The organism is Nitrospirota bacterium, from assembly GCA_016180645.1.
Lineage (GTDB): Bacteria > JACPQY01 > JACPQY01 > JACPQY01 > JACPQY01 > JACPAV01.
The window spans coordinates 227,000-243,997 of sequence record JACPAV010000003.1 but is presented as its reverse complement, the minus strand read 5'-3'; the positions used below and the strand labels follow the sequence as shown (position 1 = coordinate 243,997).

At 59.4% G+C, this 16,998-nt stretch carries 11 protein-coding genes; 8 read left to right on the top strand and 3 right to left on the bottom strand.

The genetic code is table 11. The features are described from left to right. Positions 1-70 precede the first annotated feature (70 nt). Together HYT87_02560 and HYT87_02555 are read left to right on the top strand one after the other, a co-directional pair. Entirely contained in the window at positions 71-967 is an 897-nt protein-coding gene (locus HYT87_02560) for a hypothetical protein (protein ID MBI2058630.1), read from the top strand. 194 nt (positions 968-1,161) lie between these two features. Continuing rightward, positions 1,162-2,085: a hypothetical protein gene (locus HYT87_02555; GenBank protein ID MBI2058629.1), complete on the top strand. Its 924-nt coding sequence runs from the start codon at positions 1,162-1,164 to the stop codon at positions 2,083-2,085. A gap of 235 nt (positions 2,086-2,320) precedes the next feature. Here HYT87_02555 and fliD (HYT87_02550) read toward each other — a convergent pair whose 3' ends face one another. Continuing rightward, positions 2,321-4,777 carry a flagellar filament capping protein FliD gene (gene fliD, locus HYT87_02550; GenBank protein MBI2058628.1) on the bottom strand — a complete coding sequence of 819 codons (2,457 nt, stop codon included), beginning with the start codon at positions 4,775-4,777 and terminating at the stop codon, positions 2,321-2,323. Positions 4,778-5,108: 331 nt separating this feature from the next. Here fliD (HYT87_02550) and HYT87_02545 point away from each other — a divergent pair, with 331 nt between their 5' ends. Continuing rightward, a complete protein-coding gene (locus tag HYT87_02545) occupies positions 5,109-6,035 on the top strand; it encodes a hypothetical protein (GenBank protein MBI2058627.1) in 927 nt (308 codons plus the stop codon). A gap of 62 nt (positions 6,036-6,097) precedes the next feature. Here the strand turns inward: HYT87_02545 and HYT87_02540 are convergent, their stop codons facing one another. Both HYT87_02540 and HYT87_02535 read right to left on the bottom strand, forming a co-directional pair. Further along, a complete protein-coding gene (locus tag HYT87_02540) occupies positions 6,098-7,429 on the bottom strand; it encodes a glycosyltransferase (protein ID MBI2058626.1) in 1,332 nt (443 codons plus the stop codon). A gap of 85 nt (positions 7,430-7,514) precedes the next feature. Next, positions 7,515-8,975, bottom strand: a complete 1,461-nt coding sequence (locus tag HYT87_02535) for a glycosyltransferase (GenBank protein ID MBI2058625.1) — start codon at positions 8,973-8,975, stop codon at positions 7,515-7,517. Positions 8,976-9,562: 587 nt separating this feature from the next. On the opposite strand from HYT87_02535, the gene HYT87_02530 reads away from it, so the two are divergent. From HYT87_02530 to HYT87_02510, 5 genes are all read left to right on the top strand, one after another. Continuing rightward, on the top strand, positions 9,563-10,489 hold the full coding sequence (locus tag HYT87_02530; GenBank protein MBI2058624.1) for a hypothetical protein: 927 nt from the start codon (positions 9,563-9,565) through the stop codon (positions 10,487-10,489). A 222-nt stretch (positions 10,490-10,711) separates the two neighbouring features. Further along, the gene (gene fliD, locus HYT87_02525; protein MBI2058623.1) at positions 10,712-12,547 is read left to right on the top strand and encodes a flagellar filament capping protein FliD; all 1,836 of its coding nucleotides are present in this window, start codon (positions 10,712-10,714) and stop codon (positions 12,545-12,547) included. A gap of 57 nt (positions 12,548-12,604) precedes the next feature. After that, entirely contained in the window at positions 12,605-13,009 is a 405-nt protein-coding gene (gene fliS, locus HYT87_02520; protein ID MBI2058622.1) for a flagellar export chaperone FliS, read from the top strand. A 261-nt stretch (positions 13,010-13,270) separates the two neighbouring features. Then, positions 13,271-15,439 carry an O-antigen ligase family protein gene (locus HYT87_02515; protein ID MBI2058621.1) on the top strand — a complete coding sequence of 723 codons (2,169 nt, stop codon included), beginning with the start codon at positions 13,271-13,273 and terminating at the stop codon, positions 15,437-15,439. 59 nt (positions 15,440-15,498) lie between these two features. Then, positions 15,499-16,863, top strand: coding sequence for a sigma-54-dependent Fis family transcriptional regulator (locus HYT87_02510; protein ID MBI2058620.1), 1,365 nt, complete (start codon positions 15,499-15,501; stop codon positions 16,861-16,863). Positions 16,864-16,998: the final 135 nt, after the last annotated feature.

Below are 16,998 nucleotides of genomic sequence, written 5' to 3'. Positions count from 1 at the left end.
GAACGCTCCGAAAGGATTCGGGGCGAGAGGAGTCCGCCCATAGGCGGACCAGCTTACAGGGAGGTAAGCGTTGATCAGTCTGAACACCAATTTGGCCGCGCTGGATACAGCTCTGTATCTGAACCGGCACAACCAGCGCGCGCAGAACTCGCTCGAACACCTCTCCTCGGGGCTCCGCATCATGAAGGCGGCGGACGATCCGGGGTACATCGGCATTTCCGTCAAACTTCGCGTCGATGCCATGGCCTTCCAGCAATCCGCACGGAACGCCAGCGAAGGCATCGAGGTGATCCAGATCGCCGACAGCGCCGCGGCGGATATCGTCGACATCATGAACAAGATCCGGGTTTTCTCGCTCCAGGCCGCGAATGGGACGGTCGATTCGGCGGGTCGGACGGGCCTGAGCGCGGCGTTCACAAACTTGAAGAGTGAGATCCAACGCGTCATGAATACGACGCGCTACAGTGACATCGTTCTTCTCAAGACCACCAATTCCGCGGGAGGATCCGGATCCACCGGGGCGCTGACCACCAGTTTGACTCTGGCGGGTGTGAAATTTGCGTTGGGACCGAGTGCGGATCAGATGATGCCGGTCAATTTCATCAACGGCGTATCTTCCATTGAGAACTCCATGAGGGTGTCCGGAGGCACGTCGAACCTGCTCTACGGGACGCTCAGCTCGGTCTCCGCCGCAAAAAGCGTCATTACATCCGTCGACGCCGCCATTCGTTCGCTGTCCTTCTTCCGGGGAGCCCTGGGGGGCACCCAGGACGCCCTGGGCGTGTCTTCGAAGGCGGACGAGAACATGGGATTCAACGTCACCGCCGCGCTGAGCCAGGTGAGAGACCTCGATTTTGCATCCGAGGTGGCGAATTTTACTCAAGCATCCATTTTGCAGCAGGCGGCCACGGCCTTCCTGGCCCAGGCCAACCTGCTGAATCAATCCGTTCTGCAGTTGCTCGGATAGAAAAGGAGGCAGAGATGTAGATTTCGACCGTACCTGAAAAAGAATACGTCAAGATGTAAGTGCCAACGCCATTGCGTTCAGCCGGGGAGGCGCACAGTGCCGGACCGACGGAGGAAAGCGGTCCGCACCTTCGGAACTGTCTGCGCCCATTCCTGGAGCTGTCGGAAGGCGTGTGATCATAAGGAGGTGACACCATGGGCACAAGGATCAATACCAACATCGGGGCGCTCAATGCGACCCTGAACCTGAACCGCCACTTCGGGGCGGCTCAAGACTCGATTCAGAAATTGTCGTCCGGACTTCGGATTGTCCGGCCGTCGGACGATATTCCCGGCCTCTCGATTTCTCAGAAGTTGAACGCGGATGCGATCGGCTTTGCCCAGTCCGGCCGCAATGCGGCGGAGGCCGTGACGCTGATCCAGATTGCGGATTCGGCGACATCGGGAATTGTGGATATCCTGAACAAGCTCCGCACCCTTGCGCTGCAGTCGACCAATGGAACGGTGGACTCGGCGGGACGTGTGGGCTTGACCACGGAATTCACGAATCTCAAGAGCGAGATGCAGCGTGTGCTGAGCACGACAAAGTACGGGAGCATCCAGTTGCTGTCGACGACGAACTCCTCCGGCGGGACGGGTTCACTGGCGTCGATCACCACGAGCTTGACGCTCCCCGGGCTGAAGTTCGCATTGGGACCGTCGGCGAACGTCCTCTCGGGGTTGTCCTTCGGAAACGGCGTCTCTTCGGTGGAGAATTCGTTGCGCGTAGCTGGTGGCATTGTCACGGGCACCGCGACCAACTCCGGCATGCTCCAGCTAGGCACGTTCTCTTCGATTTCCTCGGCCAAGAGCGTGATGACCTCCGTGGATGCGGCGGTTCGATCGCTGTCGTTTTTCCGGGGGGCGCTCGGCGCTGCCCAGGACACCTACATCCAGGCGCAGAAGGGCGATGAGAACACCAACACGAACCTGACGGCATCGCTCTCGCAGATTCGAGACGTGGACTTCGCGACGGAAGTGGCGGCGTTCACATCGAGATCGATTCTGAGCCAGGCCAGCATGGCGTTCCTGGCCCAGGCCAACCTGCTCTCCCAAAGCGTGCTCACGCTTCTCGGGTAGTCGGCAATCGTCTAAGACGCGCCCCCATCCACGCTCCTGTGGATGGGGGCCGTCGGGCACAAAGATGGTTATACCAAGCGCGGTCACAATTTGAACTTTTTTGCCAACCCCACCGCACCCGAAATGGCGTTGGCTGGTAGCCGCGGGCTTTTATGCCCGCGTCCGAAGACGCACCCGTAAAGGGTGCGGCTACCACCGTTAGGAAAAGCGCAACTTGTGACCGCGTCGAGCATACCTAGACCAGGAGGTCCTTGAGGATCCCGCCCTTGAGCCGGAGCGATTGGATGCGTCCGGCCTCCTGGGGCAGCCGTCGCGCGTCCTCCGGCCTGTCAAGGATTCGCTGGAACTGGGTGAGGTGGAGATCGATCGCCCCCGTTCCATCCTTCGTGAATCGACGCAGAATCTCATCCAGTCGGTCGGCGACTCCGGGTGCGTTTTCGGGGATGAATAGATCCTGGATCCGGTCGGGGCGGTAGCTCGCTTCGAACAGGAAACGTTGTTCGTCCAGTTTGAGCGAATCATCCGTAAGGGAGGTGATCCCCACGGAGTCGAGTTTGGCGAAGATCGAGCGCTCACCCTTTGGCACATTCGACCCGGCGGCAGGGCCGAGCCGGAGTCGTTGGAGAAGGGAGAAGACGGATGTTTCGAGGAAGGTCATCTTCTCCGGCTTCGAATTCTCGAGGCCGATTTCTTTGAGTTCATCCTGATTCTTGTCCAGCACTCCCACAGGAAACTCCGCGCCCCTGACCAGATCGGTGCGAACCGATTCGAGCGTGGGATCATCCAGAAGCGCACGGTTCCCCGCGAGGAGATCATTGATTGTGCGCATCGTATCGTTGTAGGTGGAAATGAACGTGCGGACGGATTCCAACAGGTTCTTCGCCGTGAACCGCGTGGTCAGAGTCTCATTGTCATAAGAGAGCCGGTCCGACTCCGTAGGAAGGATCACCCCGTATCGAATGAGGTTGCGGACCACGTCGTCGATCGGCTCATTGACGGTGTCCGAGGAGTAGCGCGTGTAGCTGTTGGCTCCGCGTATGTAGGTGCCCTGATTGAGCGAGCCCGTTCGGGTGACAGGGATCTTGACCGAATGAGAAGTGCCTTCGAGAAGCAGGTCCAGGCCGGTCTGGAAGTCGGTGATGGTGGTGGAGTATTCGCTTCGGCGCGTGCCGGCGGAAACCACGATGGAACGCTGCTCATCCTGAACGGAATTCTTGAAGGAGAAGTTGTTGTAGGTGAGAGCCGTTTCGTCGCTCTCGATGATTTGGTGGGCGTCCTTGTACGTCAGCCCCAGCTGATGGATGATGTTCCCTTCTCCGAGGGAGGACGTGTTCTCCAGCGTGATTCGCCGGGCGGGGTCGAGACTTTCAAGCCGAAGGCGTCCGTTCCGGATGGAGGCCTTTACGCCGATACGTTCGGCACGGGTGGTCACGATCCCGTCGAGGTTCCGCGAGCTTTCCAGCTTGTCATCGTCGGCGATGTAGTTTGTTCTGAATTCGTTCGGATCGACGATCCGATCCTCCGACACGCGGATGAAACCGTAGAGGTTGGGGCCGAGTTGCGACATCTGAATGGGGCCGTCGATGATGCCGTTCTTGTTCAGGTCTTCGAGGCCGTAGTTGATTTGGTCGGCGATACCTTGCAACGTGCGCATCCGGGCCGCGATGGCCTTGCGTTCGCTTGTCGTGAAGTCGTTCGGTGAGACGCCGTAGGGCGATCCGGGGGCGCCGACCGTATCTCGGTCTTCCGGATTGTCACGGGTATCCACGAGGATCGTGTAGCCGTTGATCTTGAAGCTGCCGTAGAGATTACCCCCGCCGAGGCTGGTGAGGACGGTGTTGGCGTTGCTGACGGCGTCCGACTCGATGATATGCGGGCGCGCGACCTGTTTTACAGCCACGTTTAGTATTCCTTCCGCGGCTGAATTGTCCGCAGCGCCCCTGACGATGGAATCGTCCGAGGAGCCTACGCCGTTGACGACGAAACTTGCGGCCCGGAGGAGGGGGCGGACCTGGCTCCGGAGGTCGGCGAGCTGGGACTTGACCGTTTCGAACGCGGCCATCCGCAGACCCACCATCCGTGAATTGGAGTCGAGGTTGGATTGGATGGAATTGGAGGATTGATAGCGGGCGATCTCGTCCAAGGCATCCCTCGCCCTCAACGCCGAGGGGATCGAGTCGTTCAGGATCATCGGGGGGACCCGTCGTCGAATGAACAGGAAGGAGGTGGTGGCGATGTCGTTGAGGCTCTTCAAGTCGATGAAGCTGATCGTCTGCCGAACGACGGCGTCTCCGGGAGACGAATCCACCGTGGCTCCACCTTGCGGCGCAAAGCTTGCTGCCGTCGTCGCGCCGGAGATGGCCAGTTTTCCATCGACCATGGAGTAGGCGAATCGAATATCCTGGGTGATTTTGGAGTCGGAGAGCCGGGCCCGGGCATTGTTGAGGCTGACATTCTTCAGTTCTTCCGCGGTGACGGCCAAGGGATGGAATTGGAAGGGAACCACGACGGGAACGCCGTCTGCATTGAAGAACATCATGTCAATGGTCGCGAAGTCGGAATCGGCGGAATCGTTTTCCCGGATTTCGTGTTCCGAGGGGGGAGAGGCCTGATCGGGGGGCCGTCGAACTTTGCGTTCCTTCTCAGACTGATCGGGCGGGGGCTGGAGGGTCAAAGTTGGAGCGATCTGCAAGCTTAAGTTCATAACGTTCATAAGGTTCCCTATTCGACATCGGCAAACTTGAGAACAAACTTTAGGATAACCTCAGAATGTGTTCTAAGTTATTGATAACATTAAAGTTATCCATGAGGCTTCCGATAGGTCGATTAAGGCCGTTTCTTAAGAAGCGGCCAGGCAAGGAACGGAGCAACTAGGAGGTGACATGTGCTGAAGCATCGTTGGCTTGGTCCGTAGATTCAAAACTTCACTGACTGTCCAAACTTAATGAGGGAAGGTTTCTCCCTCAATAAAAGTCAGATTTGAACCGCTCTGGGAGGGGCGGTTCCAAGGAGGCGACACTACTATGGGCACAAGGATCAACACCAACATGGGCGCCATACTGGCGACCCTGAACCTGAACCGGAATTTCTCTTCGGCTCAGAGTTCAATTGAGAAGCTGTCGTCCGGTTTGCGCATTGTGCGGCCGGCCGACGACATTGCCGGCCTGGCCATTTCACAGCGGTTGAACGCAGACGCGGTGGGATACGCGCAGTCGGGCCGGAACGCGGCCGAGGGCATCAACCTGGTCCAGATGGCCGATTCCGCTACCGCCGGCATCGTGGATATCCTGAACAAGGTCCGTTCGCTCGCGCTTTCGGCGGCGAACGGCACCATCGATTCGGCGGGCCGGCAGGGGCTCGATATCGAGTTCAGGGTTCTGAAGAGCGAGGTTCAGCGCGTGCTGAGCACGACCAAGTACGGCACGATTACGCTGATGGCGACGACCAACTCCTCCGGCGGAACCGGCTCCATCGCCTCCATTTCCGCGGCGCAGACGCTGCCCGGACTCAAATTCGCGCTCGGTCCGGCGGCCAACAACCTGGTGCCGTTCGTGTTTGGTAACGGCATCTCTTCCGTGGAGAACTCGTTGCGCGTGGCCGGCGGAATCGTTACGGCGGCTGCCGCCACGAACGCCGGAATGTTGCAACTGGGCACGATGTCGTCCATCTCCTCGGCGAAGAGCGTGCTGACGAGCGTGGACGCGGCGGTGAAGTCGCTCTCGTTCTTCCGAGGCGCGCTGGGCGGCATGCAGGATACGCTCATCCAGGCGCAGAAGAGCGATGAGAACTCAAACGCCAATCTCCAGGCCTCACTCTCAGCGGTGAGAGACGTCGACTTTGCGACGGAAGTGGCGAACTTTACGTCCAAGTCGATCCTGGTGCAGGCTTCGCAGGCCTTCCTGGCGCAGGCGAATCTGCTGGCTCAGTCAGTCCTCACGCTTCTCGGCTAGTCCGCAATTTCGCGGATAGTCCCCCGGCCCCCCGCCACGCTGTGGTGGGGGGCTTTTTTTGGCTAGGTTGGACGTGATTTGTTTCGGTAGGCGAACCACTTGGATTCGAACAGGAGTCGATCACGGAAGCATCGGAGCATGGCGGAAGTTGGGGCCCGTAGCTCGCTGAGTACGCGTTCGGGAGCGTAGAAGAGGTCGGCGAGAGCGGTTACGTCCGCGGCGTCCTCGCGGGGCGAATCCAAAGCGCGGCCTTGGAGGTCCACCATCCGGCTTTGCGGGCATATCTTGATCTCCAATCCCATGCCGCGAATTTGGTAGCTGGCGTCGTAGTCTCCCCAGTAGTGGGAGTAGCGCGTGTCGAAGACATGGACTTGCTCGAACACGTCCCTGCGCATGAAGAGGTACGCTCCTACATCGGCGTTCCACGGCTCGGATGGGAGGGTTGCATGCCCCAGCAGGGTTCCTTCCAGCGGATGCGGATTGGCCGTGCCGTTGATCCACGCGTGTTTGCGGCTGAGGTGTCCGAAGTAGGTGCCGCTGAAGGTGATCCGGCCGGCGGAATCAAGCACGAGAGAGTGCGCGGCGCCCGTTTCCGCCCGCCCGCTCAGGGTATCGCAAATCTGAATATCCCAGTCCGGAGCGACTTCCACGTCGTCCGCCAGAAAGCCGACGATGTCCCCTCTGGCCGCTCGAAGCGCCAGGTTATAGGATTCCGATGTGGCGCGGGGGCCGGAGGAACTTATCACTCCGAGTTGGGGGAAGCTTTCCTGCCAATTGCGGAGGGCCCGCGGGGAACCATCCGTACTGGCATTGTCATAGACGATCACCTCGTAGGGGTGGCGCGTGTTGTGGCGAAGGGCATCCAACGCTTGCCCCAACGACTCCAGACGGTTCCATGTTGAAATCGCAATGGAAATCCGGGGGGGGGAACACCGCGGCGGACGAATGTCGAAGCCGGGGGCTTCCGGCCGTGGGGCGTCTGCGATGGAATGGAGCAGCCGCTGCCGATCCGACGAGTCGCAGCCCAGGAAATTGCACAGAGTCGTATGAAGATACAGGAGGAGAAAGTCATCCGGGGCGGCCAGGAGGTAGCGGCGCAGGATGGCGTCTACATCCTGGGCGCGATTCTCCCGCATGGCCACGCTGACGAGGGCGAAGAGGTAGATCCTGGCAAGCGGCTGAAGAATTCGAGCGCCGCCGGCCTCTTCGGCGTCGTTCAGGGACTGGTGGACAAGGACGGACCATTGGGAAGGGTTGCGGGCTGCTTTGCCGAACTGTTCGCTCAATTCACCGATGAGGACGCCGGGTTCAAGAAACGGATAGTCGGATGGCCGGGTAAGTGGATTGGAGGGTTGTCCCACCCCGCTCACGCCGTCCCCTCCGCTTCGCTGCACGGACGGCGATCGGAAAAGTGATGGGGATTCACGCCGCCCTCCTTCGCTTCGCTTCGGGGACGGCGATCGGAAAAGTAATACGGATTCACGCCGCTTCCGCGTAGAAGGCACGACAGGCGATTTCGGCGAGTATCCTGCTCTCCTCGTTGGACAGGCGGGTGGTGGCTAGCTGGGAAAGGCGTTTCAGTGTGGCGTTTCGGCCAACCGCGTCAACCCGATCGAGGAGCACTCCCAGAATCATGCCGCAGTAGGGCGCCGAAGGAGGTGAATCCATGAGGCTCGTCCACTCTGCGATCGCACCCTGTCGATCCCCCAGTGCAAAACGGATCACGGGGAGGAGTGCGGTCGCTGCTCCCGCCCATTCGGGGGAGCGGAGGGCATCTCGGAGCAGCCGGTGGGCTTCTTCAAGGCGCTCAACAAAATAGAAATTCCGCTCGCTCGCTCCCTGCTGTCTCCAGGCCAGGAGCGACCGCAGAAGGGCGCGACCGAGGTGGAAGGAGACGCGGGCGGACGTGAGGCCGGCCGTATTCTCGACCTTTTCGGCGGACAGGACGTCCGCGATGGGGGGGAGAGTGTGACCCTGCGGCATGGCCGGGACACCCATGCCTTTCTCGGCCAGTTCCTCCAGGAGGGGGACCAGCGAATCCGCTCGAGCGTCGACGGTATGCAGACGACAGGTTTCCTCCCAGCCGGCCGTAGCCATCCGGACTCTTTCCCCCTCTGCGGACAAATAGTATTGGATCCGGTCTGCGGCATCTTCGGCATCCCCATGGCGAAAACTCGCAAAGTGACCCCCCTCCTTGAAGAGGACGGACATGGAAGGGGACGGGGAGTCTGTCAGGAGGAAGGCCCCGCAGGCCATCGCTTCGAATACGCGGAAATTGACGCCGTAGGCCGCGTCCGTAGATCCCGTCTGAGGCCGCCAGGATTCATTGATGACGATCTTGGCGCGCGGGTAGATTTCTCGAAGATTTCCGGGGCCGAAGAAACATCGAACTCGATCGCCCAGCCGACGTTCCAAGGCACGGAGAAAATCCACGCGCCCCGGGTGGATCTGTTCCTTGGTATTTCCGACGAAGACCACGTCGAGCGGGCGAGTCGTCGAAGGGAGGTATTGTCGGGCCTCGGCACGGGTGCCCTTGAAATAGAGCGGGCACCACGTCACTACGTTTCTGGCGCCGCGGCGCACATGGTAGTCGACCGAGATCTGGTTCTCCAAGAGTACGTGCGAGAAGCCCTGAGCCAGATCCCAGTCGAAGGATTCAAGGTCGAAATGCGAGTCGTGGAGGTAAGCCACCTTTGGCGCGTGGATTCGATCGAGGCCGAGCAGGGAGTCGCACTTGGTCCAGCTGTTAAGAAAGAAGATTCGTGGGGTGTCTGGGCTTGTGCGCGCGAGATCCTCGAATCGCTGGTCCAATCGATGATTGGGCCCGACGGCATAGGTGTTCGGGTGTTCCTGTAAATATACGACCTTGAAATAACGCTCGAACTGGGCCGAGATTTCATCCGGCCACATTGCCCAGAATAGGATAGGCCTCCGCGGCATATTCACCCACTTCGAGAATCGTCGGACCGGTCGCGGACTTGAGTCGCGTTCCTATGTGAGCCGGCGTACAAGTTGGAGATTCTTGTCATGGTAATCGAAGCCTGTTTGCTAAGATGCTGAAACAACTAAAGTTTCTACGGGACGGTCCGATCTTGTCGATCAAGGATGATTATTGACTTGGAATCGGCGTATCTCGGAGCGAGTCATGTCCTACTGGACGGCATGCTTTTGACCACCGTGGCCACATGCCTGGCAACCATCGTGGGAACGGCAGCTCTGGTGTACAAGGCACTTCACCCCGTTAGAGGCCCTGCGGCTTGGGGCGGGGAGGGAGGCAAACCTTTTTCGCGTAGCACGGGGTCGGAAGCTTCGTGAGAGCCTCTAACGGGGTTCATTTGGAAAGGAGGTCCTGAATCTGACCAGGGGTGATGCCCCTCTCGCAGAAAGTAGGCATTCAAGGTAACACACCGTAACACAAAAGGAACAGGGTCGACGGAACCTGAGGGAAACAGCGTTCCGACGGCCACAAGGCAACAAGGAGTAGACGGGTTTGATCGCCCGTCGGCAAAAGGCAAGGAGGCAATACCATGGGTACAAGAATCAACACCAACATGGGCGCCATTCTGGCGACCCTCAACCTGAACCGGAATTTCTCTTCGGCTCAGAGTTCCATCCAGAAACTGTCTTCGGGATTGAGAATCGTCAGTCCATCGGATGACATTCCGGGGCTGGCCATCTCCCAGAGGTTGAATGCGGACGCCGTCGGGTTCGCCCAGTCCGGGCGGAACGCGGCCGAGGCGATCAACCTGATCCAGATGGCGGATTCCGCCACGTCGGGAGTCGTGGATATCCTGAACAAGATGCGCTCGCTCTCATTGCAGGCGACGAACGGTACGGTTGACTCGGCGGGCCGGAAAGGGCTCGACATCGAGTTCACCAATTTGAAGAGCGAAGTCCAGCGCGTCTTGAGCACGACCAAGTACGGGAGCATCTCGCTCATGGCCACCACGAACTCGACCGGTGGAACCGGATCGGCCGTATCGATTTCAACGAGCCAGACCCTGTCGGGGCTCAAGTTTGCCTTGGGTCCGGCGGCGAACAATCTGGTTCCGTTCGTCTTCGGTAACGGGATCTCCTCCGTGGAGAACTCGTTGCGCGTGGCCGGCGGAATCGTTACGGGGGCTGCCGCCACGAACGCCGGCATGCTGCAACTTGGCACGATGTCTTCCATCTCCTCGGCCAAGAGCGTGTTGACGTCTGTGGACGCGGCGGTGAAGTCGCTCTCATTCTTCCGGGGCGCCCTGGGCGGAGCGCAGGATACGTTCATCCAGGCGCAGAAGAGCGATGAGAACACCAATGCCAATCTGACGGCGTCGCTCTCGCAGATCCGCGACGTCGACTTCGCGTCGGAAGTGGCGAACTTCACGTCGAAGTCGATCCTGACGCAGGCCGGCATGGCCTTTCTGGCGCAGGCCAACCTGCTCCAGCAGAGCGTGCTCACCCTGCTCGGCTAGGCCGCAGTCCTTTCGGGTTGTCTCTCCCGCTCGCGGAAGCGAGCGGGAGAGGCGCCCAAGTTAGGAAGTCTTCTTAAGTTTTTCCGGGGGATGCCGATCATGTCGATAGGAGCGCGTTGCGCTCCAGGGTAGACACCATGATGTCCAAGGAGGGACACGTTTTGAAGAGAATCGATTCCGGCGCGGGCCGAATCTCCGAGTTCCGCCGGACTGGGGGAAGCATTGGGCGGTAGAATCACCGTTACCGGACTCGTCTCCGGCATCGATTTCAATTCGATCATTTCCCAGCTCATCCAGATCGAGCGGGATCAACGCATTGCGCCCATCGAGCGGTCGATCCAGAAGAATATCGAGCGGATCGACAAGCTCCGGGAATTCAACTCTCTGATCGGCGCCGTCAAATCCGCCGCGGCCAAACTGAACACCGTTTCCGGCGCCCGCCCCAAGACGGCCACCAGCAGCGACACGAACAAGATCCGAATCTCCTCCGTTGGCTCCAACGCGCTCACAGGAGCGTACCCCATTACGCAGGTTCGAAAGCTGGCCCAAGGTGAAATTCTGGCCTCGATGACCACGCTGGGTGGGGGAGCGATCAGCGACAACACCTTGTCGTTCGGAATCAAATCCAATGGCGTCACCCGGTCGGTGTCCACCGTGGATTTCTCCACCATCGACCCTGAGGACCAACTGGCGCAATTGGCGACGGACATCAATCAGGACGCCGGCGACATCGTCAACGCCTTTGTTGTCAATTCGGGCACCGACAATGCGCGGCTCATGATCGTCGCCAAGAACACCGGCTCGACTCTCGGCGGGGGGGATGCCGTTGACGATAGCCGTGGAGCCCTCGGAGACATCTCGTTTTCGCTTAATTCGGGGAGCGCGGCGTTGACCGACTTCAAGGCACTGGGGCTCGTCTCTACCGGCTATGCCGGCGATGCTCTCACGATCGACAGTGAGGAATCAAACGTCGTTCAGGACAACCTCGACCTTTCGCTCTCCGTCGGCAATGTGGCGTTCTCATTTGACACCAACTCCGTCTCGACCCTCATTCCGGGTGTGGGTTTGGAGTTTATCAGCACGTTCGGCTCGGGCACGGTTACGCTCACGGTGAACAACGACACCGCCACGCTCCAGAACAACATCCAGTCGCTTGTGGACGCGGTCAACAACGTGCAGACATTTGTCAAAAAGCAGACGACTTTCGACGAAGAGACCCAGACGGCCGGGATCCTTCAGTCGGACTCGGCCGTCCGCCAAATGCGCGATTCCATGATCAGCGCTCTGGGCCTCGATGTCATCGGACAGCCGAAGAACTATCGCAATGCCCCGGACATGGGACTGGAGTTCGACCGGACCGGCCTGCTCCTCTTTGATACCGCCGATCTCCAGAGCAGGATGGCCTCCAGCTTCGCCGACGTGGGAGAATTGTTCCGCGGTTACAAATTCACATCCGACAATTTCACGAAGACAGCCAACAATGTTTCGCTCAGCGGTGGAACGGTCAACATGAGTTTCAACATCAAGGGCATTACGATCAGCGTGTCCGGAACGGTGACCGCCGGCGACAACCAGACGCAGCTCAACTCCCTACGGGACATCATCAACGAGGACGGTCGGGGAATCCTCAATGCGAGAGTGGTCGAACAGCCCGATGGCACCGTCCGGCTCGCGCTTTACGGGGACAACATTCTCTACGATGAAGACGTCAAGAGCTTGAGCTCGGGATCGGCGGAAGTGACCTTGGGCTTGGTCTCGGGCGCAGGATTTACCACCGTGAAAAACACTTCGCCGGGCATCGGCTCCAGGCTTGAAGACATTCTCAAGGACCTCATCAACGGGACGGGCTCCGCGGCGGGCATCCTCCAGAGCGAAATGGATCAACTGGGCGACCTTAATTTCTTCTACAATCAGAGATTGCAGGACCAGGAGGACTACATCGCGGGAATCGAGGAGCGGTTGCAGAAAAAATTCACCGCGCTGGAATCGGCCCTGGCGAATTTCCAATCGCAGGGAGACTTCCTGGCCTCCCGGTCCGGAATCGCAACCGGCAAGTAAAGTTGAAAGCTTTCCAACCGATGGTAAGCTTGGATAATCGGCGAAGGAGGTGAGTGAATGCCATTTGATCCCGTCAAGGCCTACCGGCAAGCTTCCATAAACACGGCCCAGCAGGGTCAACTCATCCTGATGATGTACGAGGGCGCCGTGAATCACCTCAAGATGGCCCGGGAGAAAATGGAGCAGAAGAACATCCCTGAGAAAGGGAAGCACCTCACGAAGGCCATCAGCATCATTTCGGCCCTCAACATGGCCATCAATGAGGAGGCTGGAGGCGAGATCGCCAAGAACCTTCGAAGTCTCTACTTCTTCATGACGCGGCACCTCACGGAGGCCAATATCAGGAATTCCACCGGCCACATCGATCAGGTGGTCAATCTGCTCAGCACCCTGTACGACGGCTGGAAAACGATCATCGCCGAGAAGCGTCACGAGATCCCCGACCTTCCCGCCATCCGCTAGCCTCTAACAGAATGCGTAGGGGAGGGTCTTCAGACCCTCCCGACAAGAGGGAGCATCTGAAGATGCTCCCCTACGAATCGGCATTCTGTTAGAGGCTCTTAGATGCTCCCCCTCGACGGGAGGGTCTGAAGACCCTCCCCTACGGTATCAGCGCCGCGGGGGCGCTCGATCCCGCTTGCGGCTCCCTCTCCTTCATCCGTATGATTCCCGGATGGTTGAGCCGGCCCCATGGTGACCACCGATCCTGCTTCTCGATTTCGGATGAGGTGCGCCTGGGTTTACGCCTGCTTTCTGCTTCTTTCTCCGTTCGAATTCGGGTCGCGTAGTCTTCTGGAAAGCGTGGTCCTCAATATCCTGATGGCCACCTTGGCGGCCATGGCGGTGGTGGCCATAGCCGCGGAACGGGAACCCAGGGGGATTCGGATCCCACTCCACTCCTGGCTCCTGCTGGCGTGGGCGGCCTGGTCCTGTGCCACGTTTGCCTACAGCATCAATCGCTACCTTACCGTCTACCAGGGAACCAAACTCATCGTCTTCGCGGCGGGCGCGACCCTCCCCTTCATGCTGTGGCAGGCACGGGAGACCTTTGACCGATTCCTGGGCACCGTCATAGTGTCCGCCGCTATCTTTGTCGTTTTCGGTTTCTACCAGTATTCGATGGGGCTCACGCAGTTGACCGGGAGGGTCAATTCCATCTTCATAACGCCGAATACCCTCGCGGCCTATGTCAATCTGGGCTTTCTCTCCGCGTTGGGATTCTTTCTGCGCGGTCGGACCCCCGCGCAGGGAGAAAAAGAGACGACCGGCGCTCGTGCCACGAAGATCCTTTGGATCGGTTATCTCATCTCGGCCCTCGTGGCTTCCATCTACACCGGATCCATTGGGGGATGGATAGGTCTTGCGGCCGGACTGGCCGTGTTCGCCCTGCTCTACGGAGTTCCCCACTTTTGGCGGCGGATTTGGAAACCGGGGCTGGCTGCCGTTGCCGCCGGAGCACTCACCATCCTGTTTTCGGGACTGCCGCTGGCCCAGCATTTGAAGCGGATCTGGGAGGCGCAAGGCTCCGGAGTGACCCGGCTTTTTATCTGGGAAAGCGCATGGAAGGCTTGTCGCGAGTACCCGTTCTGGGGGTCGGGACTGGCCACATTCCATCTCACCCATGTACGCTTGAAGGATCTCACCCTCTTCAAATCGCTCCACCATTTTTTTGTTCACAACGACTACCTTCAGGCCTTGGAGGAAACGGGCGTCCCAGGGTTGCTCCTTCTCCTGGGCTGGATCGGGGCTCTGTATGCATACCTTTTCCATCTGAGGAGCCGCCTCCGCCATGATGGGGATCGTGTTCTGCTGGCTTCCGCCGGCGGCGCCCTGGCGTCCGTCTTCGCGCAAAGCATGGTCGATTTCAACCTGGTGGTTCCCGCCATCCTCAACGTTTCAGCTTTGAACGTGGCAGTCTGCGCATTCTTGGGCCGATCCCAAGATTCCGAAGATCGGGTTGCGAGCGAGGAAGGGTCCCGCCTGAAACATCTGCTCCTGGGGATTCGACTTCGGGTGGGAGGACGGCCGCTGACCCGCACACGGCTCTTGGTTCTTTGCGTCGGCTACTTGGCGGCAGTGGTGCTTCTTTCGGTTCAATTCATTTCACAACAACTGGAAGATCGGGCATACGAGATGGGCCGCTCGCAGTCGGACCGGGGGCGGATCCTGCGCGCCATCGCATTGCAGGAATGGGCGCTCCGTTTCTTTCCTTGGAATGCCCAAGCGCGCCAGTCGCTCAGCCGATATGCTTCCGAGGCCGCCCGACTGTCTCCCCGTCCGGAAGAGCGGAAGTTTCATTTGGACATGGCCGAGGTTGAAGCGCGGCGGGCCATCCGATGGGGTCCCGAGGAGTTCAGCAACTACTGGTGGCTTGGCCGCCTATATTGGCAGACGCCTGAATTCTCCTCGCGGCAGGCCGAGGCGGAGTCCAACCTCCTGGAGGCCCTGCGCCACCACCCCTCCTCTCCTTCGCTTCCGGAGGAACTCCTCCGTTTCTATCAGGAGAGGAGAGAATGGCGGAAAATCCCTCCCGTGGTCGTTCAATTCACCAATCTGTATCCCGATCGTTTATCTCAGGTCGCCCGATACCAGATCCAAGCGTACGCGCATCTCGGCCGGCCCCTGGCGGCCGAGGCCTGGGTCGACCAAATGTTGAAGCCGTCTCCCCGTTCCGGCTACTACCTGATGTGGAAAGGACGTTTGAGGGCGGATGCGGGCGATTGGACCTCTGCGCGGGAGGCACTGCTTGCCGCCCTAGAGGTGGCCGGCTCTCGAAAAGGCCGTGTCTATGATGCGCTGGCGAGATTGGAGGAGAAAACGGGAAACCGCAGAAGGGCACGGGAATATCGCCGCTTGGCCACCGAGGCGGGGTCCCTCAGTGAGGAGCCATGAAGGTGACTCCGAATCGGACTCGATTCCGGGCTCTCCCTCAACCGTGCTAGAATGAAATCATGAGTACCCGGGCGTTGGTGGCGGTTTCCGATCCCACTCTTCGGTCTCTCCTGATCGGCAGCTTAAAAGCCGAAGAAGTGGAAAGCGACGAGGCCGTGGACTGGAATGAGTTGATGCGCAATCGCGGTCCGTACGAATTGTATCTGGCCGATTCACAATTGCAGGGCGCCGACTTTCAGGAAGTCATGAAGGAGTTGCAGGAACGCGAGACCGATGGAGGCGTGGTGATCGTAACGGGTCCCGACGAGACGGAGAAGGCCGTGGAAGCGATGCGCCAGGGTGCGGCCGACTACATCGCGCGGCCGTTCAGGAGCGATTCCGAGGTGGGGTTGCGTCTGAGGAGGGCCCTTCTTCAAGGTCGACTTCGGCGTGATCTGGAGCAATTGCGGCAGAGCGTATCCCAGAGGTTTCAGTTCGACGGCCTCCTGGGAAAATCCAAGCCGATGCAGGAGCTGTATAAGAACGTGGCGAAGATCGCGCCTACGGAAGCCAACGTCTTGATTGTGGGGGAAAGCGGGACGGGCAAGGAACTGCTGGCCAAGACTGTCCACTTCAACAGCCTCCGCGGGAGTGGGAAATTCGTTGCGGTGGATTGCGGGGCCCTTACGGAGACATTGCTCAGCTCCGAGCTTTTCGGCCACGAGAAAGGGGCGTTCACGGGGGCCGTGCGCACCCGGCGGGGGCTGATCGAGGAGGCACAAGGTGGAACGATCTTCCTGGACGAGATCGGCAATACGTCGCTGGGCTTCCAAATCAAGCTGCTCCGGGTGTTGGAAGAACGGCAGATCCAGCGTGTGGGCAGCAGTAGCAGCGTGATGGTCGATGTGCGGGTCCTCGCGGCGACGAACCAGGATCTCAAAGCCGCGGTCAAAGAGGGAACCTTTCGCGAGGATCTCTACTATCGGCTCAATGTTTTCGAGCTGAAACTGCCGCCCCTGCGCGAGCGTCCTGAAGACATTCCGATTCTGGCTCACCACTTTCTGAAGCAGTTTTCGGAGAAATTGAGCAAGAGCGTGACCCGGTTCACCGAAAGCGCGATGAAACGCCTCCTGGATCATCCGTGGCCGGGGAATGTGCGCGAACTGGAGAATGCGATCGAGCGGGCGGTTATCCTTTGTGAGAAGGACGAGCTGGATGAGACGATTCTTCCCCAAACGGTTACGGGGAAGATGTCGCTTTCCGGCTTCCTGGAGATTTTCGGACTGCCCTGGCATGAGGCGCAGGACCGATTTGAAATCGAGTATTTTACGCGGCTCCTCGATCGATCCGGCGGCAACATCACCCAGGCCGCCGAAGCGGCCGGTGTTCCCCGGCAGACGGTCCACTACAAGGTACGGAAGCACAACTTGAAGGAACGGAAGTAGGATGGTACAAGCGTGAAGCGTGAAGGGTGAAGAGTGGAGAGTGATGAGTGACGAGTGATGAGTGATGGGAAAGAAGCTGTTGGACTGTTTCTGAGGGGATTGGGATATCACATCACTCTTCACTGTTCACGCTTC